The sequence below is a fragment of the Lichenifustis flavocetrariae genome, from assembly GCF_026130545.1.
Classification (GTDB): Bacteria; Pseudomonadota; Alphaproteobacteria; order Rhizobiales; family Beijerinckiaceae; genus Lichenihabitans; species Lichenihabitans flavocetrariae.
In genome coordinates this window covers 76,861-97,704 of record NZ_JAMOIM010000007.1, presented here as the reverse complement: position 1 = coordinate 97,704, position 20,844 = coordinate 76,861, and the positions used below count along the sequence as shown (strand labels likewise).

Here is a 20,844-nt window from a genome sequence, read left to right as displayed (position 1 = left end):
CATGAAAGCCAGCCTTCCCTCCGTGTAAACTTTCACAAGATGCATGGCTGCTCCGCGTATGGTCAGACCACTTATGACGACCTTTTCGGCGCGTCTCTCACGGCTGCCACCTGTGAAGACGGGCTCGCCAAACTGGCGGCAGGGCCGACCTCCGTCGGCGAAGTGCAGCGGGGGGTGAGTTGATGGCACGCCGCGCGCTTTTCACCCAATGGTTGTCGCGGCTGGTCGGACTGGCAGTCACGTGGTTCGACAAGGCAGCATCCAGTTTCGGTGCCTGGGGCCGGCGCCAGCCGCAACTGCGCGCCGTCCTTTCGGTCTGGTCCCGGCTGCTCGACGAGGCATGCGGATTGATCGACCCGTTGGTGCAACGGATCACGCCCGATCGGCGGCTCGTCGCGGTCATCAATCAGGGAGGCGGGCTCGACTTCTACGCGGCGGTTCGCGGAACCGCGCAATCGATCCCTGACCCGGCGTCCCTCGCGAATGCCAAAGATCGGACGTTGTGGCGCACCGTTGAACTGCGCTTGCGGGCCGACCAACTGCTCCAACGTAACCTGACGCTGCCGGCGGCCAGCCGTGACTATCTTGCTCCGATCATCGAACACCGGCTCGATCGCCTGACACCTTGGCATCGAGACAAGGTGCTGCATGGATTCCGCGTCATCGGGGCCACTGAGAGCGCGGGTTCGATCGAAGTGGCTCTGCTCCTGACGTCGGCAGATCTCATCGCGGCCCCGCTCGCGGTGCTGCGCGAGCGGGGCCTCGCGCCAACGGCGATCGGCGGCCAAGCCGATTCCCCCGCGGAGCCGCTGCGGATCGATCTGCAGCGCGGTTCTGTCGAACCCTTGCGGCCTGCCTTGCACCGCACCCTCGGCCGCCTGTGGCTTGCCGCCACCACCGCGCTCGCGGGGCTCGCCGTCGTCGCGCTCCTCTGGTCTTCGGCGGCGGAAAACCGTCGCGCCGACGCCGACCGCCACCTCGTCAAGGCACGGCGCCTCATCCGCGAAGTGGCCGGCCAGGATGGCAGCAGCCGCGAGCAGGTGCTGATTGCCGAGAAACAGCCGGACAAAGCGATGGTGGTGCTGATCGACAAGCTCGCGACCGTCATCCCGGCGAACAGCTTTCTCCATGAAATGGCTATTTCCCCCACCGAAGTGCGGCTTCTCGGCACATCGAGCGATGCCGCCGCCCTGATCCCGCTCCTGGAAGGCGCCGGCTTCTTCAACGTTCGTTTCACGGCGCCGGTGACGCGTGACAACGACCGGATGGATGGATTCGAGATCACGGCCGACCGCGTGGCCGTCAACCCCGAGGCGCAATGATGACGATCATCGCGGCCGCAAGACCATCAAGATCGGCCGGCCAGGGATGGCGGTTGGCGGCGATCGGGCTCTTCCTCGGATTGCCACTGCTGCTCGCCGTCGTCGCGGGCTTGAACCTTGCGGCCGCCTCCGATGCGTCCGAGTCGGCGGACAGGGCCGAGGCCACGGCGCGGACGATCGTGCGCCAAGTGGAACGCGCCCGGACGGGCCCGGAAAACGCCTCGGACCTCTCGTCGATCTATCTCGCGAGCCCGAACGTCAGCCTCGCCCGCGCTGAACTGCAGGCCATGACGGCGAAGCTTGTCGAGACCGCCGGGGCCCACCTGATCGAAACGCAGTCCGTTGAGGCGACGGAGCAGACTGCGGCGGGTCGCATCTCGGTGCAGTTGACGCTCGACATTTCCAATCCGGGCCTGCTCGATCTCCTCTATGCCATCGAGACCAGCGTGCCGCTGCTGACGGTCCCGGATCTCAATGCACGCGCCGAAGCCGATCCCGAAAGCAAGGCGGACGGGAGCGGTCTTCTGCGCGTAACCATGACGGTGCAAGGCGCCTGGAAGGCCTTGGCGCCATGAGTGCCGGACGTCGGATCGCTGCGGCTGTCGTTCTGGTCCTGGTGTTCCGCGATGTCGTCCCACCGGCGCGGGCCGAGGGGGATCTGAACGGATCGGCCAACCCGATGAGGGCGATCTCCAAGGACCATCTCTCCGGGTTCCGGCAACGGCCTTTGTTCAATCCGGCGCGAGCCGAACCGCCTGCACCGGCTGCCGTGCCGGAGCCGGTCGCCCCGGCCTCCGCGCCACCGCCCCCACAAGAACCGCCGCCGCCGATCCACTTGGTTGGGATCATCAACGGCGCGCAGAATCTGGCGATCATCCGCTTGGAGACCGGGGGCAAAACCTCCGTTGTGAGCACGGGTGACCGGATCGGCGCCTGGACCGTGACCGTGTTGCCGACCGGCCTTCGCCTGCGGAACGATCAGCGCAACGCCGACTTCGCACTTTTCGCCCATGCGGCGAAACCGCCGGGCGATCCGCCGCCGTGAGCCTGGGCGGCGGTCGACGTGTCAGTCTTTATGCGCCACGAAGAGGGAGCCGCCTTCGGCCGGTGCCGCATTCAAGCCCGTGGGCAGGTCGAACGGCGATCGATCGCCCAGCGACCGCTGGAACGCCAAGGAATAGCTGCCCACGGTCTTGACGACCTGCATCTGCCAGTCCGGAGCGAGACCGAGGCCCGCTCCGTCGACCGGCATCGCCCGGAGGCCGTTCGCGTGATAGCGCGACTCCTTGGCGTCGGCGTTCTTCAACGTATCGATGGTCCAGGCCACGATGGCGGCCCACTGGGAATCGCTCTTGATCGGAGTCGCGGCGACGATCGGGAAGATGGAGAGATGCTCGGGCAGCAGGCGGCTCCTCAAATGATTGATGCCGCCATCGAGGGCAGCCTCGGCCAGGGTGGTCGACTCACCTGCGACAGCCTGGCAGTTCTGCACCGCATAGCCGTCGTACATCTCGCCGTCTTCCTGGTAGCCGTGCCGGATGATCGGGATATGGCGGTCCTCGAACCAGGCGTCCACGCTCTCGTTGGCGGGACTCTCGTTCATGAAGCAGATCCCTTTGCCGGAGAGATCGGCGGGACCACGGGCCGGAGAGTCAGCGGCGACGAGAAGATCGTGGCTTTCGAGGAAGACCGTCGGGCCCGGCAGCAGTTTATCGGTCAACGACTGCGCGGCCATTTCGGAGAAGGTCACGAAGGAGACCTGATCGGTGCCCTGCCGGGCCGCGTCGAAATCCTTGTCGGATCCATATTCGTGGTAGGCGAAGCGTCCGGTCGGCCCGAACACCGCGACCGCGATCGCTCGGCACATTTCGACTTCGAGACCGGACCATTGTCCTTTGTCGTCGGCCTTGGCGAGCCCCGGGCGCTCGACGCTGCCGCACTGCACGAAACCTTGGGCCTTGACGGCATCGAGCGTGCTCTGCGCCGCGGCGGGCTGGCAGAAGGCAAACAGGCCGCCGCATGCGGCGGTGGCGAGAAAACGGTGATGTTGGCGCAACGCGCACTCTCCTCTGTGAGCCGTTCGGGCTCGGAACCAGCTTGATCACGAAAAGACCCGCGGGCAGTTGGCGCGCGGGTCTTCGTTGGTCCTAGCTTCGGGTGTTCAGGTTCGTGCCGTGATCAGGGCGACGGGATGTTGTACTGTGGCAGCGTCGACGCCATCGTGTTGAAGTTGGTCGGCGGGTTTGCCGTGATGCCCTGGCGGCGGTCTTCCGTCGTGATGCCGATGGCCGAGCAGCCGTTGCCGTTATAGTGCGGCAGCGTGTTCACGACATTGTCCGGGATCATGGCGTAGGAGCCCGGCAGGATCGGCGCGAGGCCGCGCAGGCGCTTCGGGTCGAAGGCCGACAGGAGGCTGTCGGTGATCGGCGAGTTCGTATCACGCGGGCCAAGGTACTTCTGCTGGAAACCAGCCGGACCGAATTGATTGAAGGCCGCTGAGTTGCCGGCCGCCAGCGCATCGGCTTCGTCCGGCAGGCTCGACAGGGCCGGCAGGTTGAAGATGGCGTTGATGGTCTCGATCACCGCATTGTGGTCGCCTTCCGCATGCGACACCGTATGGGCGCGAGCATAGGGCGAGATCACGAGGAGCGGCACCCGGACACCGCGTGACAGCGGCAGGCTGTCAGGGCCGTAGGACAGGATGCGCGGCGGCACGTGGTCGTAGAACCCGTCGGATTCGTCGTAGGTCATGATGATCGCGCTTTGCGACCACAAGGTCGGGTTCGCCGCGATCGCGTTGATGATCCGCGCATCATTGGCTTCGGTGATCTGCCGGTCCGAATAGCCCGGATGATCATCATCGCCGTTCTTGGAGACATCGATCGTGGTGATGTCGGTGCTGGTCAGAGCGGCCGGATAATTGGGGTTCTGGATCGGGGGCACGAAGCCCTTCTGGTTGTTGTAGCCACCCCGGATGTAGATGATGCCGCCGTTCGCCGGGAGCTTGTTGCCGGCGATATCGTCAAAGAAATCCGTTTCGCCGCGAAGGTTCGGAATGGTGTTGTTGTTGTTGGCCAGGTAGCCGAAATACTGCGGGCCCTGGTGATGCGCGACGTAGTTCTGGTGCGTCGCCACGCTCGTCGGGTCGTTCACTTCGTGGTCGTAGCCGCTTTGATACCAGCGCCACTCGACCGGCTTGGCACCGGACGCGGCGATCGCCGGGATGTCCTTCTGAATGTCGGCCTCGTTGCTGGCCGCATTCTGGTCGCCGGACAGCGTCGACTTGATGCCCGTGCCCATCGCGGTCAGCGGTACCGTTGCGAAGGTGAGGTTTGGCGCGACATTGGACGGCGTGTAGTTTTCCTTGGGAGACGTCGGCTGACGGTTGACCGTCGTCGTATCGAACTCGGAGCCCCAATAAGGGTTCGGATCGTTGACGATCGGCAAGCCGGCCGTCGTCGCCGTGCCGGAATAGCTGATGCCGTTGATGGTTCCCGAGACGGGGCCCGTGGTGCCGGCCGGTCCATGCTTCACCCATTGCGTCTCGCCCGACTGGCCGGCGATCATGGCGATCGCGTTCGGGGTCGACGGCGTGTCCTCGGTGGCGAAGATGTTGTCGAAGATCGTGAAGCGGCTGGCATAGCGCCAGAAGAACGGGATGGTGTCGCAATCGATATGCGACATCACGAGGTTGGCGAATTGGCGCCCTTTCGCCTCAGCGGCCTGGCTTGCGGGAGCCGATCCGGCCTTGCCGGTGAATTCGTCCTGGGCGAAGCCGTCCATCTTGGGCGTGCCGTTCACCACGTCGAGCTTCTTGGCCAAGCCGGTGTGACTGTGATCGACCGAGTCCATGTATGTGCTGTTCTGGCTCGGCCCGAGCAGGAACGGATGCACGGTGTTGGCCGTGTTGTTGAAGGCGTCGAAATAGGTCTGGTTGAAGCCCGGAGTGGCGGCAGCCGAGCGCGGCGCCTGGCCGGTCGAGTAGATGCCGTTGACGCCGGGGAACGTGCCGTATTCGTGATCGAACGACTCGTTCTCGTTAAAGATCACGAAGACGTATTTGATCTTCTGCCGCAGCAACTGCGCCATCTGGGCGTTCGTGAGCTGGGGGTTCGACGCGGGGTCGATGAAATTCTGCGTAACAAGCGGGTCCGAAGCGGTCGGTTGCGCCGTGACGGAGGCCGCCGTTTCCGCGAAAGCCAAGGTTAGAAAGGCCGGCTGAAGCAGGGAAGCGACCGTCACCAAGGCAGAACAGCGGGTCAAGAAAGTTTTGAGCACAGCAATTCCTCAGAAAGGACAGACCCGTGCGTCTGATCATAGGCATGTCTCAGCGAGATGACGAAAGTGTAACCTTTCTCCGACTTCGGCTCTGGAAACGTCCCAATGTTCGTGGGTCATCGGAGCTGAAAGTGACTCTGTAGCGAGTCCAGCGATCTTCCACGGGCTTCTCAAGCGAAGCATGCGCAGCAAGACTTCGCGACAGATGTGGGCGCCATTATAGTGACGACCGCCATGAGCCCATGTGCGTGCCGCACATTGCGGTACATCGTCCAAAGAGACGAGCTTTCCGGCTGGTTCGATTGTTGCGGCGATTCAACCAGCGTCTTCTCGCCGTTCGCTGGCCAGAGCCGCCTACACCCACATGGTTTAGCGCGACGCCCTGTAATCGTGAACCACGCGGCCATAGGGAAGCGTGAGATCGGCGATGAAATGGGTCGCCCCGATGATGCGGCGCACCGGCAGGTCGGCGACGGGAGCATTGACGTGTGGAATGAGATGCAGCCGCGCCGGCCCGCTCCAGGATCCCTTGATCGTGATGTCCTCGATATTGAGGGCGACGAGTTGGCAGATCTCGGCGTCCCCGTCGATGCCGGGAATGACCTTCAGGTTGATCTGCGTCTTTGCCAAGGACGTGTGAGTGCGCTCGCGGCTGCCCTCCATGGAGACATGCTTGTAGGCCATCGTGCCCATCGCGACCTGCTGGCCGGCATATTCCAAGGTCCCGGTGAGCGTGTCCTTAACGAGCTGCAATTTGGGATGCGCGTATTTCTTGGGGAAGCCCCAGATCTCGCGGCCGGCGGCGATCGGTGCCTGATCGTCGAGGTACATCTGGGAGACGTAGCTCACGTCCTCTCCCTTGAAGGTCGCCGGGATGACGAGCCCGGATTCCGTGTAGTCGCCGAAGCCTGACGAATCCGGCATCTTGATCCACTCGTAGACCACGATGTTTTCGGCATTGGGCTCGATCGGCTCCGGAAGATGCTCGCGGATCAGCGCCGGGTCGGTCTCGTAAGTGATCGTCATGTATTCGCGGTCGACGAACCGGTAGGGGCCGGCGGGATAGCTCGGGCTCGACAGCGGTGTCGACCGGAGTCGCAGGATATCTTCGGCTTTCATCGGTGTTTCCCTCGTGGCGCGATTATTCGGCCGTCCATCCACCGTCGATGGGGATGATGGCGCCGGTGATCGACCGGGCCGCATCGGAGCACAGGAAAACCGCAAGGCCCGCGACTTCCTCGACGGTGACGAATTGCTTGGTTGGCTGGGCGTGCAGAAGCACGTCGTTGATGACCTGCTCACGGGTCAGGTTGCGGGCCTGCATCGTCTCGGGGATCTGTTTCTCGACCAGGGGGGTCCAGACGTAACCGGGGCAGATCGCGTTGGCGGTCACGCCGAACGTGGCCGCCTCGAGCGCCACCGTCTTGGTCAGTCCCGCGATCCCGTGCTTGGCCGTGACATAGGCGGATTTGAAGGGCGAGGCGACAAGCGCATGGGCCGAGGCCGTGTTGATGATCCGGCCCCATTTGCGGGCCTTCATGCCCGGCAGCGTCGCCCGGATCGCATGGAAAGCGGCCGACATGTTGATCGCGATGATCTGGTCCCACTTTTCGACCGGGAAGTCTTCGACAGGTGACACGAACTGAATGCCCGCGTTGTTGACCAGGATGTCGATGGCGCCGAACGCGTGCTCGGCCTCAACCACCATGGCCTCGATGGCCGATCCGCGGGACATGTCGGCACCCGAATAGAGCGCCTTCACCTTGAACTCGGCCTCGATGCCGGCGCGCTCGCGCTCGATCGCATCGGCATCGCCGAAACCGTTGATCATGACGTTCGCGCCTTCCTTGGCGTAGGCGCGCGCGATGGCCAGACCGATGCCGCTCGTCGAGCCCGTGACGATCGCGGATTTGCCTTGCAACATCATGATTCTCCTCTGGAGCAGCGGCCCCGATGGTCCACGACCGCACCTTGGAGCACCCTCCTGGCGCACGGATCTGACCGGATGAAGAACCTTTCCTGACAGCGCCGTGACGATACGGGGTCAGGAGCCGTCATTTGGTTGTAGTGGTCCGCATCCTAGACTTGCGCGCTCTCGTGGGCAGTCGGTCGATGTCCACGTTGACCACTCGCCTGTAAACGCCGACCTCGAAGCGCATCCACCATATGAACGCACCGCTGCTTTCGGCTGCCCCCGGTACACACACCACGAATTGGCGGCCCGACCGTTGCGACCGCATCGCGCTCGTTCTTCAGGGCGGAGGCGCGCTCGGCGCTTACCAGGCCGGCGTCTATCAGGCGCTGCACGAGGCGGGCGTGGAGCCCGACTGGATTTCGGGCGTCTCGATCGGCGCGATCAATGCCGCGCTCATTGCCGGAAACCCGCCGGAGCGCCGGCTCGAGCGCCTGCATGCCTTCTGGGACCGGATCACCGCGCGCAAGGTGTGGCATTATACGCCGGACGGCGACGTGTTTCGCCAGGCCCGCAATGCCGCCAGTTCGATGTTCACGATGATGTTCGGCCAACCCGGCTTTTTCGAACCCCGCAAGGTCAATCCCTGGTTGAGTCCCGCCGGCGCCCAGGACGCCACCAGCTACTACGACACGGCGCCGCTTCGAAAAACGCTGCTCGACTTCGTGGATTTCGATCTGATCAACTCGACGTCACGTCGCTTCTCGGTCGGGGCCGTCAATGCTCTTACGGGCAACTTTGTCTATTTCGACAATGCGAAGATCCGGATCGAGCCCGAACACGTCATGGCGAGCGGCGCTCTGCCGCCGGCCTTTCCCACCGTGCGGATCGGCACGGATTATTTCTGGGACGGCGGCCTGGTTTCGAACACGCCGCTGCAGCATCTGCTCGCCCAGGACGACAGCATGAACTCGCTGGTCTTCCAGGTCGACCTGTTCAGTGCGCGCGGTCAACTTCCACGCACGATCCAGGATGTGGCGGCCCGGCAGAAAGACATCATGTATTCGTCCCGGACCCGCAACACGACCGATATGTTCAGCCGATTGCAGCGCTGGAAGAAGCGAACCTATCAGGCCTTGCTCAAGGTTCCGGAGGAGTTGCTGACCGAGGACGAGCGAGCCATGCGGGATAAGCTGGCGAGCTCGCCGGAAATGACGATCCTGCAACTGATCTACCAGCAGAAATCCTATGAGGGCGACGCCAAGGATTATGAGTTCTCCGGCACGTCCATGAAGGATCATTGGCAGAGCGGCCATGAAGACACCAAACGGACGCTCCAGCGCGAGGATTGGCTGGCGATCCCGCCTTCGGGCACCGGTATCTTGACTCACGACGTTCATCGCGACTTCGACGCCTGATCGCTGCCTGGAGAGTGACGCGCCATGCTTGACCTCGTCGACTCACACGGTCTCGTCTGCGGTTACCGGGTCGATGCGTCGGGGGACATGAGTGAGGTCGAATGGAGCGACATGGATGCGGCGCTGGCGGCCGACGATAGTCTCGTCTGGCTGCATTTCGATCAGGCCGATGCACGGGCGCGAGATTGGATCAGCGCCTGCTCGCATGTTCCGGCGGCCGCCAAAGCCGTTCTTCTCGGCGCCGATGCCCATATGCGGATTGAGGCCGCGGGTTCGGGCCTCGCGGGCGTCGTTGGCGACCTGCACCACGAATTCTCCCAAAAATCCGACCAGCTCGACGTCCTGCGGCTCTATCTCGACAACCGCTGCCTGATCAGTGTGCGGAGAAAGCCCCTGGCAGGGGTGGAAAAGCTCCGCGAGGCGCTCGGGGAAGGCCTCAAGGTCGACCGGCCGATCGCGCTTGTCACGCAATTCCTGCATCATGTGACCGACACGCTCGGCGACCTCATTCTCGAACTCACAGAGAACGTCGACACCGTCGAAGAGGACGTGCTTGAAGAGCGGGGCGGGCGCCCCGGGGAAGAACTGGGGCGGCTCCGGCGTATGGCCGCGCGCCTGCGGCGCCACATGGTGCCGCAGCAGCACGCCCTGCTCGGTCTTTTGTCGCGACTGCCACATTGGATCGAAGAGCAGGACGCGGCGAAGCTCCGCACTGCGATCGAGCGGCTCGGCGCGCTCGGCCACGACCTCGACCTTGTTCAGGAGCGCGCGCGGCTGCTGCAGGAGCAGGCCTCGGCACGTCTGATGGAGGCCACGAACCGCAACCTTTACATTCTCTCGATCGTCACGACGATCTTCCTGCCCATGAGCCTGATCACGGGCTTGTTCGGCATGAACCTCGGCGGCCTGCCGGCGCAACAGGATCCGTTGGGCTTCTGGTACGGGATCGGACTGATGCTGATCACGGGCGTCGGCACACTCGTTCTCCTGAGGCGAGGCCGGATGCTGTGAAGCGGGATTGACGAAAAGGCCGCACGACCAACAGCGCGTGAACCCCAATCGACAAGCGAAGCCACGGTCGATCGGAACATGCGGCAATCTCAGGCATATTCCTCCGTACCTACAACGGAGGAACACTGATGAAGTCCGGCTTTATGTTCACTATCGTCGCTCTTTTCGCCAGCACCATTGTGGCTACTGCCAAGGTCAGGCAACCGACCGAGGACGATGTGCTCAGAGCCGCCTGCTTTCCGGATGTCCAGAGGCTGTGCAAAGACGCGATACCGGACGAGGGTAAAATCAGGGCCTGCATGGATGAAAAGAAAGCCATGATCAGTGCCAAATGCACACGTGCCTACAAGAAGGTCCACGGCTGAGCCGGGACTGTTCCGCCGCGCTCGCATCTGGGCGATCGCACAAATCGGCGCGGCAAGCCGAACGACGACCGCCTTGATCCCTTCGCCATAATGTGCCAGACACCGCTCCTCCAATCCCAGCGAGCGGCTTGCATCTGCATGCACCCGCGCAAGTGACGGACCAAAATGGCACGTGAAAGAGAACACGGTCGCGACCGTGAAGAGCGCGACAATGAATTCGTGGACAAGCTCGTCCACATCAACCGGGTCGCCAAAGTCGTGAAGGGCGGCCGCCGGTTCGGCTTTGCGGCCCTCGTCGTCGTCGGCGACCAGAAGGGTCGTGTCGGTTTCGGACACGGTAAGGCGCGCGAAGTGCCGGAAGCGATCCGCAAGGCGACCGACGCTGCCAAGCGCGGTCTGATCCGCGTGCCGCTCCGCGAAGGCCGTACCCTTCATCATGATGTCCACGGTCGCCATGGCGCCGGCAAGGTGATTCTGCGTTCGGCTCCGGCCGGCACGGGGATCATCGCGGGTGGCCCGATGCGCGCCGTCTTCGAAACGCTCGGCATGCACGATGTCGTGGCGAAGAGCCAGGGCTCGTCGAACCCCTACAACATGGTGCGCGCGACCTTCGATGCTTTGAAGCAGGAAGATTCCCCCCGCGCCGTTGCGGCTCGCCGCAACATGAAAGTCTCCGTTCTGCAGGGACGCCGTCAGGGCGTCGATGCAGATGCGGTCGACGCGTGATCAGGGAGGACATGGACCATGGCTTCTCAAGACACCGTCACGATTGAGCAGACCCGCAGCCCGATCGGCCGTCCGGCCGAGCAGCGTGCCACACTCAAGGGCCTCGGCCTGAACAAGATCGGGCGCCGTTCGACGCTCGAAGACACGCCGTCCGTCCGGGGTATGATCGCCAAAGTGGCGCACATGATCCGCGTCATCGACGCGAAGTAAGGGAGGGCTGATCATGAGACTGAACGATATCGTCGACAACACCGGCTCTTCCAAAGATCGGATGCGCGTCGGCCGGGGCATCGGCTCGGGCAAGGGCAAGACCGGCGGACGCGGAGTCAAGGGCCAGAAGGCCCGCACCGGCGTGCGCATCAAGGGCTTCGAGGGCGGCCAGATGCCGTTGCATCGGCGTTTGCCGAAGCGCGGCTTCACCAATGTCTCGACGCTCGATTACAATGAGGTCAACCTCGGTCGTATCCAGGCCGCGGTCGATGCCGGCAAGCTGTCCGGTGCCGTCACGGTCGCCTCGTTGATCGAGGCGGGCGTTGTGGCCAAGGCGCGCGACGGCGTGCGGATCCTCGGCATGGGCGAACTGACGGCGGCTCTGCAGTTCGAAGTCGCCGGTGCCTCAAAATCGGCCCTGGCCGCGATCGAAAAGGCCGGTGGTTCGGTGAAACTGCTCGTGGCGAAGGCTGCGAAAGCCGTAGCGGGCTGACATTCGCGGGTCACGGTCGTGCTCCGGCTCGTGACCAAGCGGATTGACCCGGCTTCCGTGCTCGGGCCATGGCCTGGCCGCTAAATGTGGCGGTTGTCCGCTCACAGTCGGCCGACCGTCATGAACTTAGGCGTGGTGCTTTCTCGGCCCTCACGATAAATCCAAGGCGGGGCGAAGGGTCTTCCCATCGATCCGCCTTTTTTGTTTGACACCCGGAACGGGATGGGGCGGGCACCCGCCTCCTGGAGCGCCTCATGGCATCGGCAGCGGAACAGCTCGCGGCGAACATCAATTTCTCGGCGTTCAGCAAGGCCGAGGATCTCAAGAAGCGCATCTGGTTTACGCTGGGCGCTCTGGTGATCTATCGGCTCGGCACCTACATTCCGCTGCCCGGGATCGACCCCGCCGCGTTCGAGGCGAGCTTCACCGGCCACAAGCAGGGCGTGTTGGAACTCTTCAACATGTTCTCGGGCGGCGCCGTCCAGCGCATGGCGATCTTCGCCCTGAACATCATGCCGTATATCTCGGCGTCGATCATCATTCAGCTGATGACCTCCGTCATCCCGTCGCTCGAAACCTTGAAAAAGGAAGGCGAGTCCGGCCGCAAAGTCATCAACCAATACACCCGCTACCTGACCGTCATTCTGGCCTCCTTTCAGGCCTATGGCATCGCGGTCGGACTTTCGTCGCAACAGGGTGTCGTCACAGAGCCCGGACCATTCTTCGTCATCTCGACCGTCATCACGCTCGTGGGCGGCACGATGTTCCTGATGTGGCTGGGGGAGCAGATCACCTCGCGCGGCATCGGCAACGGCTCCTCGCTCATCATTTTCGCCGGTATCGTGGCGGCCTTCCCGGCCGCGATCGCCAACACGTTGGAGCTCGGGCGCCAGGGTGCCATCTCAACCCCGCTGATCTTGCTCGTGGTCGTGATGGCGATCGCGGTCATCGCCTTCATCGTGTTCATGGAACGGGCGCAGCGCCGGCTCGTGATCACCTATCCGAAGCGCCAGGTGGGCAATCGGGTCTATGAGGGGCAGACGTCGTTCCTGCCGCTGAAGCTCAACACGTCCGGCGTCATTCCGCCGATCTTCGCCTCTTCGCTGCTCTTGCTGCCGACCACGATTGCGAATTTTTCAGCCAATGCCGGAACCGGTGGCGTGTTGGGCACGATCACAAGCCTGTTGGGCCACGGCCGCCCGCTCTACATCGTCATGTATGTGGGGATGATCGTCTTCTTCGCCTTTTTCTACACCGCCGTCGTCTTCAACCCGGTCGAGACGGCTGACAACCTGCGGAAACATGGCGGCTTTCTCCCCGGTATCAGGCCCGGCGAGCGCACGGCCGCTTTCATCGACAAGGTCTTGACGCGCATTACGGTGCTTGGTGCCGGTTATCTGGCGATCATCTGCGTGCTGCCGGAACTCCTTATTTCCTACGCCGCCATGCCTTTCTACTTCGGGGGGACTTCCCTGCTGATCGTTGTCAGCGTTACGATGGACACTGTTGCGCAGATTCACGGCCACCTCCAGGCACACCAGTATGAGGGGCTGATCAAGAAATCGCGCCTGAGAGGGAAGAAACGATGAGGATCATTCTCCTGGGGCCACCCGGCGCAGGGAAGGGCACACAGGCGACCCGGCTGATCGCCACCCATGGCATTCCTCAGCTTTCGACGGGTGATATGCTGCGCGCCGCGGTGGCGGCTGGGACGCCCACCGGTCTGAAGGCCAAGGACGTGATGGCGGCCGGCGGGCTCGTGTCCGACGAGATCGTGATCGGCATCGTGGCCGACCGCATCGAGGAAGAAGACGCCAATCGGGGTTTCATTCTTGACGGATTTCCGCGCACGGTCGCTCAAGCGGAGGCGCTCGATGCGATGCTGAAGAGCAAGGATAAGCCGCTCGATGCGGTGATCGAACTCGGTGTCGACGAAGCCATCTTGGGCGCGCGCATTGCCAAGCGCGTCGCGGAAACGATTGCTTCTGGCGGAACTGTTCGGCCCGACGACAACGCGGATGCCTTTAAAACCCGCCTTGCGGCCTATCGCGAACTGACAGCGCCAGTGTCCGATTACTACCGGCAGACGTGCAGGCTTCAGGTGGTGGACGGGATGGCGCCGATTGCGGATGTAAGCCAGCAGATCGACCGCTTGCTCTCGGCACCTTCCTCTGAGCCGATGCGTAAACAGGCCTGAGACATCGGAAACCGCTCGTCGTCGTGGCGAGTCGGCTAGGGGCTGAACAAACACAGACGCACGTGGCTAACGCCGGCATGCGTGTGTGCTTTCCTCCGCCTTGTGATGCGCGCGATATGACTGCGCACACATTGAGCAACGAGTGATCCAAAGGCCGAAGTCTTTTGTGCCTTGGTGCATATGCACCATTCGTGCCGCGACCGCATCCTGTAGAGCTTTGCCGCAAGCTAACAATCTTATGCATCCCACGAGGATGCATCTTGGATCGGCAAATGAACCTAAAACTTAGCTTTCTTGGTCACTTTTCGCTGGCTTCGGCGGTCGGACTAACGGCCTCGCTTCTACTTGGAATGCCCAGCGCGGGAGCGGCCGTGATTAGTTTAACCGCGATCAACGCTCAAAGTGACATCTACCAGGCTGGCGGGGCAGATGGATCAGGCGGTGTCGCTCCGACCATCCTTGACGTGACAGGCCTCGCGTCCGTGAGCTTTTCGATTCCCAGCTCCATCACCGTCGCGCTCAACAGCGGTGGCAACTACAACGACGCCGACGGCGTGGGCTCGGCGGACTCGGATTCCTACAACTCGGGGGCCAACCATATTGCGGGTCTCACGGCCCCGAACGACGGCTTCCTAGCTGGCGTGTTTCTCGGTTCGACGATCTCATCGACAACGCCGTCAGCCTTGACGTTCACATCCACGAACTTCACCTCCCTTGCGCCGGAGCTGCAGCAAGCCTTTTTCATTGGCGATGGCTTGACGGGTGATGGAACCGGTGCTGTGCAAACTTTCTACGTTCCAACCGGCGCTACACGACTGGTGCTCGGCATTTCGGATGCCTGCGGGTATCACGGCTCGCCAGGTTGCTACAGCGACAACTCTGGGACATTTACGGCTCTTACGGTATCGGGAGTGACAAGTTCCGTGTCCGCGGTTCCCCTTCCCGGCGCTGCTCCCATGTTTGGCGCTGCCTTTGTGGCGCTTGGGGTGGTCGGTTACGGCCTGAGGCGGAAAAAGGAAGCTGTCACGACGGCCTGATGGATCAAGCTGTGGCTTGCGCGCCCGCGGCATCTGCTGCGGGCGTTTTTTCTGGGACGTTCGAGCTGTTCTGCGATCGACCCTCAGGTCATGTTGACGCGCCGGTTTTAAGACTCTATAGGCAAGCGAGCTGAAACGGATGCGCTTGACCGAACCGGGGTTCTCTACGGAGACCCCGGTTGTTTTCGCTTGAAAACCCCTCGTTTCGATGATGGTGACGGAATCGCCTGAGCAGCGATCGCCGGATGGAGTGAACACGTGGCCCGTATCGCAGGCGTCAATATCCCGACCAACAAGCGCGTTATTGTCGCGCTTCAATATATTCACGGCATCGGCGGCAAGAAGGCCGAGGAAATCTGCGAGAAGGTGCAGATCCCCGCGGAGCGTCGCGTCGCCCAGTTGACCGACGCCGAGGTTTTGCAGATCCGTGAGACGATCGACCGCGACTATCTCGTGGAAGGCGATCTTCGTCGCGAAACCTCGATGAACATCAAGCGATTGATGGACCTTGGTTGCTACCGCGGCCTTCGTCATCGCCGTCAGCTTCCGGTTCGTGGTCAGCGGACCCACACCAATGCCCGCACCCGCAAGGGTAAGGCGAAGCCGATCGCCGGCAAGAAGAAGTAATCCGACTCCCCAGCGCCTGGCATTACGGGCGCGCCTGAAGGACCAAGAGAGACATGGCAAAAGAAGCAGGTCGCGTGAAGCGACGCGAACGCAAGAATATCGCGTCGGGCGTCGCCCACGTGAATTCCTCGTTCAACAACACGATGATCACCATCACGGACGCGCAGGGCAACACCATTTCGTGGTCCTCGGCCGGGACGATGGGGTTCAAGGGCTCGCGGAAATCGACGCCTTATGCGGCCCAGATGGCTGCCGAAGACGCTGCCCGCAAGGCGGCCGAACATGGCATGCGGACATTGGAAGTCGAAGTGTCGGGACCTGGCTCGGGTCGCGAATCGGCTCTCCGGGCCTTGCAGGCGGCGGGCTTCACCGTCACATCCATCCGTGACGTCACGCCCATCCCGCACAACGGCTGCCGGCCGCGCAAGCGCCGCCGCGTCTAACCAACTCGCGTCGCCCCTCGGGCGGCGCTTCGTCGTGTTCGGCGCGGGTTGAGCGTGAGGCTCCCCGGCCGAATTCGCATTTCAGAAGGTGTGTTCCGTGATCCACAAGAACTGGCAAGATCTGATCAAGCCCAACAAGCTCGAAATCACGGCGGGTGACGATGCCAAGCGCACCGCCACCGTCGTCGCCGAGCCGCTCGAGCGCGGCTTCGGGCTCACGCTCGGTAACGCGTTGCGCCGCGTCCTCCTTTCCTCGCTGCAGGGTGCGGCCGTCACGGCCATGCAGATCGACGGCGTGCTGCATGAATTCTCATCGATCCCCGGCGTGCGGGAAGACGTGACGGACCTGGTCCTGAACGTGAAGGACATCGCCATCAAGATGCAGGGCGACGGCCCGAAGCGGATGGTGCTGAAGAAGCAGGGCCCGGGCCAGGTGCTGGCAGGCGACATCGGCACGGTCGGCGACGTCCAAGTGCTGAACCCCGATCTCGTACTCTGCTCGCTCGACGAGGGCGCGGAGATCCGCATCGAATTCGTGGTGGCCACGGGCAAAGGCTATGTGCCGGCTGACCGCAATCGCGCCGAGGATGCACCGATCGGCCTCATCCCGGTCGACAGCCTCTATTCGCCGGTGCGCCGGGTCAGCTACCGCGTCGAGAACACCCGTTCGGGTCAGGTGCTCGATTACGACAAGCTGATCATGTCGGTCGAAACCGATGGCAGCATTTCGCCCGAGGACGCGGTCGCCTATTCGGCTCGCATCCTGCAGGACCAGCTGAACGTCTTCGTGAACTTCGAGGAGCCGAAGCGCGAGGAAGTCACCGCCGCCATTCCGGAGCTCGCCTTCAACCCGGCGCTGCTCAAGAAAGTGGACGAGCTTGAACTGTCGGTCCGGTCGGCCAACTGCCTGAAGAACGACAACATCGTCTACATCGGTGACCTCATCCAGAAGTCCGAGGCCGAGATGCTCCGGACACCGAACTTTGGCCGCAAATCCTTAAACGAAATCAAGGAAGTGTTGGCCCAGATGGGTCTTCACCTCGGCATGGAAATCAATGGTTGGCCGCCGGAGAACATCGACGAGCTCGCCAAGCGGTTCGAGGAACACTACTGAGCGTCCATGCGAGGAGCATGACGGAAGAAGGCGTCGGGCCGATCAACGGCACGACATTAAGAGAGCGGCCGGCCCTTGGCACGGCGGCCGCACAACAAACAGGAGAAAGCCATGTATCACGGTCGCAAGAAGCGCCGCTTTAATCGCACGGCCGAGCATCGCAAGGCGATGTTCATGAACATGAGTCAGGCGCTCATCCATCACGAGCAGATCGTCACCACGTTGGAGAAGGCCAAAGACCTTCGCCCCGTCGTCGAGAAGCTCGTCACGCTCGGCAAGCGCGGTGATCTGCATGCCCGCCGTCAGGCCATTGCGCAGCTGCATGACGTGGTTCTCGTTCGCAAGCTCTTCGACACGCTCGGCCCGCGCTACAAGGAGCGTCAGGGAGGCTACACGCGGGTGTTGAAGGCCGGGTTCCGCTATGGGGACAATGCCGCCCTCGCCGTGATCGAATTCGTCGATCGCGATGTGGATGCCAAGGGCAAACCCTTTGGCCCCACCGAAGAGGCCGAAGCCGCCTGATTTCCTTCACATCAGCATTGCAAAAGCCGGGCTCGTCCCGGCTTTTTTGTTGATCGACGCCGCTTGCGGCGAACCCCGAAAGGCGTATCGACTCAGAGTTTGAGATGATTCGATCTTCGTCGCCTTGCATATCGGAGCCTGACATCCCGTGACTCTCCTTGCGCGCTTCGCCGCCGTACTTCTGGTGACGTGCGGCCTCACGACCCTGGCCCGTGCCGCCGGCGACGAACCCCGGCAGGTGCCGCAGACGCGTGCCGATGTGCTGTTGTCCTTTGCACCGGTCGCCAAGCGGGCGCAGCCCTCGGTCGTCAACGTCTATGCGTCCCGGGTGGAAAAGCGGCGACGCAACCCGTTGTTCGACGACCCCATTTTCCGGCAGTTTTTCGGCGACGGCGGCCAGCCGCGCGCTGGCGGCCCGAGCGCGCAATCCCTTGGCTCCGGCGTGATCGTCGACCCGACCGGCCTCGTGGTGACCAACCATCACGTGATCGATGGCATGAACGAGATGAAGGTCGCGCTGGCCGACAAGCGGGAGTTCGAGGCCACGGTCCTGGTCGACGACCCGCGCACCGATCTGGCGGTGCTGCAGATCAAGGGCAAGGAAAGCTATCCGGCTATGGAACTGGGCGACTCGGATCTGGCGCAGGTCGGCGATATCGTGCTCGCGATCGGCAATCCGTTCGGTGTCGGCCAGACGGTGACGCAGGGCATCGTCTCGGCGCTCGCCCGCACGACGCTCGGCGGGAGCGACTATCAATCCTTCATCCAGACCGACGCAGCCATCAATCCGGGTAATTCGGGCGGGGCGCTCGTCGATATGAATGCGCGGCTGGTCGGCATCAATTCCGCCATCTATTCACAGACGGGAAGCAGCATCGGGATCGGCTTCGCGATCCCGGTCAATCTCGTGAAGATCATCGTGGCGGCCGCCAAGCGCGGCAGCCATGAGGTGAAGCGTCCCTGGCTGGGCGCGTCGTTGCAAGGTGTCACGCATGACATCGCCGAGGGGCTGGGCCTTGACCGACCGGCAGGCGTCCTCGTATCCGAGGTCCTGGACACGGGCCCGGCCGCCGATGCGGGTGTGAAGCAGGGCGATGTCATCACCAGTCTAGACGGGCAGGATGTCGATACGCCGGATGCCTTCGGTTACCGCCTCAGCACGCGCCCGCTCGGCGGCACGGTGCCGCTGGTGGTGCGGCGGAACGGCAAGCCATTGGATCTCAGCCTCAAACTCGTCAGCGCACCGGAAGTGCCTGCCCGGGATCCGGTGACTATCCACAACCAGTCGCCCTTCTCGGGCGCGACGGTCGTCAACCTTTCGCCTGCCGTGGCCGAGCAGTTCTCGCTGCAGCGAGCCCGCAACGGCGTGGTCGTGACGGAGATCGAAGATGGGTCGGCCGCCGCCACCACGGGCTTTCAGAAGGGCGACGTCATCCTTTCGATCAACGATGCGCGCATGACCGACACGAAGATGTTCTCGCGGGCCACAGCCGCTCGCGACACGGATTATTGGCGTCTGACGCTTGTCCGCGGGGGCCAGGTCGTGCAGACGGAAGTCGGTGGCTGAGGATCAGGGAGGTTCGGTGAGCGACCTCTTCTCGGCCGCAGGCTTGCACAATGATGTGGCCAGACCGCTCGCCGACCGCTTGCGACCGGAGCGCCTCGACGATGTGGCTGGCCAGGATCACCTGATCGGTCCGGAAGGGGCGCTCACACGGCTCGCGGCCGGGGGCAGCTTCGGCTCGCTGATCTTCTGGGGGCCGCCCGGCACGGGCAAGACCACCGTGGCGCGTCTTCTTGCGCGGACCACCAAGCTCGCTTTCGTGCAGGTCTCGGCCATCTTCTCCGGCGTGGCCGAGCTCAAGAAGCTGTTCGACGAGGCGCGTGGTCGCCGCCGCACGGGGCAGGGGACCCTGTTGTTCGTGGACGAGATCCACCGCTTCAACCGTGCCCAGCAGGACAGTTTCCTCCCCGTCATGGAAGACGGCACGATCACGTTGATCGGCGCCACCACCGAGAATCCCTCCTTCGAGCTGAATGCCGCGCTTCTGTCGCGCGCCAGGGTGCTGACCTTTCAGGCGCTCGACGCGGCGGCGCTCGACCGCCTGCTGGCGCGCGCCGAACAGCTCGAAGCCAGGCCGATGCCGCTCGATCCTGAGGCGCGTGCCGCCCTCGTCCGCATGGCGGATGGCGATGGCCGGGCTCTTCTGACGCTGACCGAGGAGATCTGGCGGGCGGCGCGGCCCGGCGAAGTGTTCGACACAGCCACGCTGTCCGAGATCGTGCAGCGCCGCGCGCCGCTCTATGACAAGAGCCAGGACGGCCACTACAATCTGATTTCCGCGCTGCACAAGGCGGTGCGCGGCTCCGATCCGGATGCCGCGCTCTATTATTTCGCCCGCATGCTCGACGGTGGCGAGGACCGGCTGTTCATCGCCCGCCGCCTCGTCCGCATGGCGGTCGAGGATATCGGCCTCGCCGACCCGCAGGCTCTCGTGGTCACGACGGCCGCCAAGGACGCCTATGATTTTCTCGGCTCGCCCGAAGGCGAATTGGCGCTGGCCAATGCGGTGATCTACGTCGCCACCGCGCCCAAATCCAACGCGGCCTATAATGCCTTCAAGGCCGCGCAAAGGCTCGCCAAGGACGGCGGCTCGCTGATGCCCCCGAAGGTCATTCTCAACGCCCCGACCCATCTGATGCGGGAGCAGGGGTACGGCGGCACCTACCGCTACGATCATGACGAGCCGGACGCGTTCTCGGGGCAAAACTACTGGCCCGAGAAGTTGGGGCGGCAATCCATCTACCATCCGGTCGAACGCGGCTTCGAACGCGACATCGCGAAACGCATGGAATGGTGGGCCAAGACACGACGGGAAAGGGGCGAACCGTAGGAACCCGCAGGCATATTTTGCCGCGGGCCGCTTCGACTACAGAATAGCGGCTCTCACGATCCAGAAGATCAAAGGCGTTTCGAAAGTCACGCCCACTTGGTTCTGACCGGTGGCGCCATACATTCCTCCATGAGACTTGTTTTCGCGGGTTCACGATTGAGCTTTGAACTTCGTCTAACGAAATTGCCTGATCGAGAAGATTTCGGGCATTTCCGCCTCGCCATCGGCAACCGCCGGAAGCTCGGTTTCTCACCGCATTTTTTCAGCAAGAGCCG

At 63.1% G+C, this 20,844-nt stretch carries 22 protein-coding genes; 18 read left to right on the top strand and 4 right to left on the bottom strand.

Annotated elements, in window-relative coordinates:
* Positions 1-182 precede the first annotated feature (182 nt).
* The 3 genes from M8523_RS12445 to M8523_RS12435 are packed head-to-tail and all read left to right on the top strand — an operon-like array spanning position 183 to position 2,367.
* A complete protein-coding gene (locus M8523_RS12445; protein ID WP_282585193.1) occupies positions 183-1,322 on the top strand; it encodes a PilN domain-containing protein in 1,140 nt (379 codons plus the stop codon).
* Positions 1,319-1,897 carry a type II secretion system protein GspM gene (gene gspM, locus M8523_RS12440; protein WP_282585192.1) on the top strand — a complete coding sequence of 193 codons (579 nt, stop codon included), beginning with the start codon at positions 1,319-1,321 and terminating at the stop codon, positions 1,895-1,897. Before M8523_RS12445 ends, gspM begins: the two co-directional genes overlap by 4 nt.
* Positions 1,894-2,367 (top strand): hypothetical protein, encoded by a 474-nt coding sequence (locus tag M8523_RS12435; protein ID WP_282585191.1) that lies wholly within the window; start codon positions 1,894-1,896, stop codon positions 2,365-2,367. Before gspM ends, M8523_RS12435 begins: the two co-directional genes overlap by 4 nt.
* Positions 2,368-2,388: 21 nt before the next feature.
* On the opposite strand, the gene M8523_RS12430 is transcribed toward M8523_RS12435, so the two are convergent.
* The 4 genes from M8523_RS12430 to M8523_RS12415 form a co-directional block, all read right to left on the bottom strand.
* Entirely contained in the window at positions 2,389-3,378 is a 990-nt protein-coding gene (locus M8523_RS12430; protein WP_282585190.1) for a type 2 periplasmic-binding domain-containing protein, read from the bottom strand.
* 122 nt (positions 3,379-3,500) lie between these two features.
* Entirely contained in the window at positions 3,501-5,600 is a 2,100-nt protein-coding gene (locus M8523_RS12425; protein ID WP_282585189.1) for an alkaline phosphatase family protein, read from the bottom strand.
* 369 nt (positions 5,601-5,969) lie between these two features.
* Positions 5,970-6,719 carry an acetoacetate decarboxylase gene (locus M8523_RS12420; protein ID WP_282585188.1) on the bottom strand — a complete coding sequence of 250 codons (750 nt, stop codon included), beginning with the start codon at positions 6,717-6,719 and terminating at the stop codon, positions 5,970-5,972.
* A gap of 22 nt (positions 6,720-6,741) precedes the next feature.
* Positions 6,742-7,527, bottom strand: coding sequence for a 3-hydroxybutyrate dehydrogenase (locus M8523_RS12415; protein WP_282585187.1), 786 nt, complete (start codon positions 7,525-7,527; stop codon positions 6,742-6,744).
* 239 nt (positions 7,528-7,766) lie between these two features.
* Between M8523_RS12415 and M8523_RS12410 the strand changes: the two genes are divergently transcribed.
* The 15 genes from M8523_RS12410 (at position 7,767) to M8523_RS12340 (ending at position 20,569) form a co-directional block, all read left to right on the top strand.
* A complete protein-coding gene (locus M8523_RS12410) occupies positions 7,767-8,930 on the top strand; it encodes a patatin-like phospholipase family protein (protein ID WP_282585186.1) in 1,164 nt (387 codons plus the stop codon).
* A gap of 24 nt (positions 8,931-8,954) precedes the next feature.
* Positions 8,955-9,941: a CorA family divalent cation transporter gene (locus tag M8523_RS12405; protein ID WP_282585185.1), complete on the top strand. Its 987-nt coding sequence runs from the start codon at positions 8,955-8,957 to the stop codon at positions 9,939-9,941.
* Between the two features lie 128 nt (positions 9,942-10,069).
* Positions 10,070-10,306: a hypothetical protein gene (locus M8523_RS12400; RefSeq protein WP_282585184.1), complete on the top strand. Its 237-nt coding sequence runs from the start codon at positions 10,070-10,072 to the stop codon at positions 10,304-10,306.
* A gap of 165 nt (positions 10,307-10,471) precedes the next feature.
* Complete coding sequence (gene rpsE, locus M8523_RS12395; protein ID WP_282585183.1) at positions 10,472-11,032, top strand: 30S ribosomal protein S5; 561 nt, start codon at positions 10,472-10,474, stop codon at positions 11,030-11,032.
* Positions 11,033-11,050: 18 nt separating this feature from the next.
* A complete protein-coding gene (gene rpmD / locus M8523_RS12390) occupies positions 11,051-11,242 on the top strand; it encodes a 50S ribosomal protein L30 (RefSeq protein ID WP_282585182.1) in 192 nt (63 codons plus the stop codon).
* Positions 11,243-11,255: 13 nt separating this feature from the next.
* Entirely contained in the window at positions 11,256-11,735 is a 480-nt protein-coding gene (gene rplO / locus M8523_RS12385) for a 50S ribosomal protein L15 (protein WP_282585181.1), read from the top strand.
* A gap of 254 nt (positions 11,736-11,989) precedes the next feature.
* Positions 11,990-13,324, top strand: coding sequence for a preprotein translocase subunit SecY (gene secY / locus M8523_RS12380; protein WP_282585180.1), 1,335 nt, complete (start codon positions 11,990-11,992; stop codon positions 13,322-13,324).
* Positions 13,321-13,932, top strand: a complete 612-nt coding sequence (locus M8523_RS12375; protein WP_282585179.1) for an adenylate kinase — start codon at positions 13,321-13,323, stop codon at positions 13,930-13,932. The genes secY and M8523_RS12375 overlap by 4 nt, the downstream gene beginning before the upstream one ends.
* A 260-nt stretch (positions 13,933-14,192) precedes the next feature.
* Positions 14,193-14,969 carry a hypothetical protein gene (locus tag M8523_RS12370; RefSeq protein WP_282585178.1) on the top strand — a complete coding sequence of 259 codons (777 nt, stop codon included), beginning with the start codon at positions 14,193-14,195 and terminating at the stop codon, positions 14,967-14,969.
* Positions 14,970-15,227: 258 nt separating this feature from the next.
* On the top strand, positions 15,228-15,596 hold the full coding sequence (gene rpsM, locus M8523_RS12365; RefSeq protein ID WP_282585177.1) for a 30S ribosomal protein S13: 369 nt from the start codon (positions 15,228-15,230) through the stop codon (positions 15,594-15,596).
* 53 nt (positions 15,597-15,649) lie between these two features.
* On the top strand, positions 15,650-16,039 hold the full coding sequence (rpsK, locus tag M8523_RS12360; RefSeq protein WP_282585176.1) for a 30S ribosomal protein S11: 390 nt from the start codon (positions 15,650-15,652) through the stop codon (positions 16,037-16,039).
* A gap of 97 nt (positions 16,040-16,136) precedes the next feature.
* Complete coding sequence (locus tag M8523_RS12355) at positions 16,137-17,153, top strand: DNA-directed RNA polymerase subunit alpha (RefSeq protein ID WP_282585175.1); 1,017 nt, start codon at positions 16,137-16,139, stop codon at positions 17,151-17,153.
* Positions 17,154-17,264: 111 nt separating this feature from the next.
* The gene (rplQ, locus tag M8523_RS12350; RefSeq protein ID WP_282585174.1) at positions 17,265-17,675 is read left to right on the top strand and encodes a 50S ribosomal protein L17; all 411 of its coding nucleotides are present in this window, start codon (positions 17,265-17,267) and stop codon (positions 17,673-17,675) included.
* 148 nt (positions 17,676-17,823) lie between these two features.
* Entirely contained in the window at positions 17,824-19,242 is a 1,419-nt protein-coding gene (locus tag M8523_RS12345; protein ID WP_428350402.1) for a DegQ family serine endoprotease, read from the top strand.
* Positions 19,243-19,258: 16 nt separating this feature from the next.
* Entirely contained in the window at positions 19,259-20,569 is a 1,311-nt protein-coding gene (locus M8523_RS12340; protein WP_282585173.1) for a replication-associated recombination protein A, read from the top strand.
* Positions 20,570-20,844 lie beyond the last annotated feature (275 nt).

Coding starts and splice junctions, on each gene's coding strand:
- secY (WP_282585180.1), top strand. CDS start 11,990: ATGGCATCGGCAGCGGAACAGCTCGCGGCGAACATCAATTTCTCGGCG.
- M8523_RS12445 (WP_282585193.1), top strand. CDS start 183: ATGGCACGCCGCGCGCTTTTCACCCAATGGTTGTCGCGGCTGGTCGGA.
- rpsE (WP_282585183.1), top strand. CDS start 10,472: ATGGCACGTGAAAGAGAACACGGTCGCGACCGTGAAGAGCGCGACAAT.
- gspM (WP_282585192.1), top strand. CDS start 1,319: ATGATGACGATCATCGCGGCCGCAAGACCATCAAGATCGGCCGGCCAG.
- M8523_RS12420 (WP_282585188.1), bottom strand. CDS start 6,719: ATGAAAGCCGAAGATATCCTGCGACTCCGGTCGACACCGCTGTCGAGC.
- M8523_RS12410 (WP_282585186.1), top strand. CDS start 7,767: ATGAACGCACCGCTGCTTTCGGCTGCCCCCGGTACACACACCACGAAT.
- M8523_RS12405 (WP_282585185.1), top strand. CDS start 8,955: ATGCTTGACCTCGTCGACTCACACGGTCTCGTCTGCGGTTACCGGGTC.
- rplQ (WP_282585174.1), top strand. CDS start 17,265: ATGTATCACGGTCGCAAGAAGCGCCGCTTTAATCGCACGGCCGAGCAT.
- rpmD (WP_282585182.1), top strand. CDS start 11,051: ATGGCTTCTCAAGACACCGTCACGATTGAGCAGACCCGCAGCCCGATC.
- M8523_RS12415 (WP_282585187.1), bottom strand. CDS start 7,527: ATGATGTTGCAAGGCAAATCCGCGATCGTCACGGGCTCGACGAGCGGC.
- rpsK (WP_282585176.1), top strand. CDS start 15,650: ATGGCAAAAGAAGCAGGTCGCGTGAAGCGACGCGAACGCAAGAATATC.
- rplO (WP_282585181.1), top strand. CDS start 11,256: ATGAGACTGAACGATATCGTCGACAACACCGGCTCTTCCAAAGATCGG.
- M8523_RS12375 (WP_282585179.1), top strand. CDS start 13,321: ATGAGGATCATTCTCCTGGGGCCACCCGGCGCAGGGAAGGGCACACAG.
- M8523_RS12435 (WP_282585191.1), top strand. CDS start 1,894: ATGAGTGCCGGACGTCGGATCGCTGCGGCTGTCGTTCTGGTCCTGGTG.
- M8523_RS12400 (WP_282585184.1), top strand. CDS start 10,070: ATGAAGTCCGGCTTTATGTTCACTATCGTCGCTCTTTTCGCCAGCACC.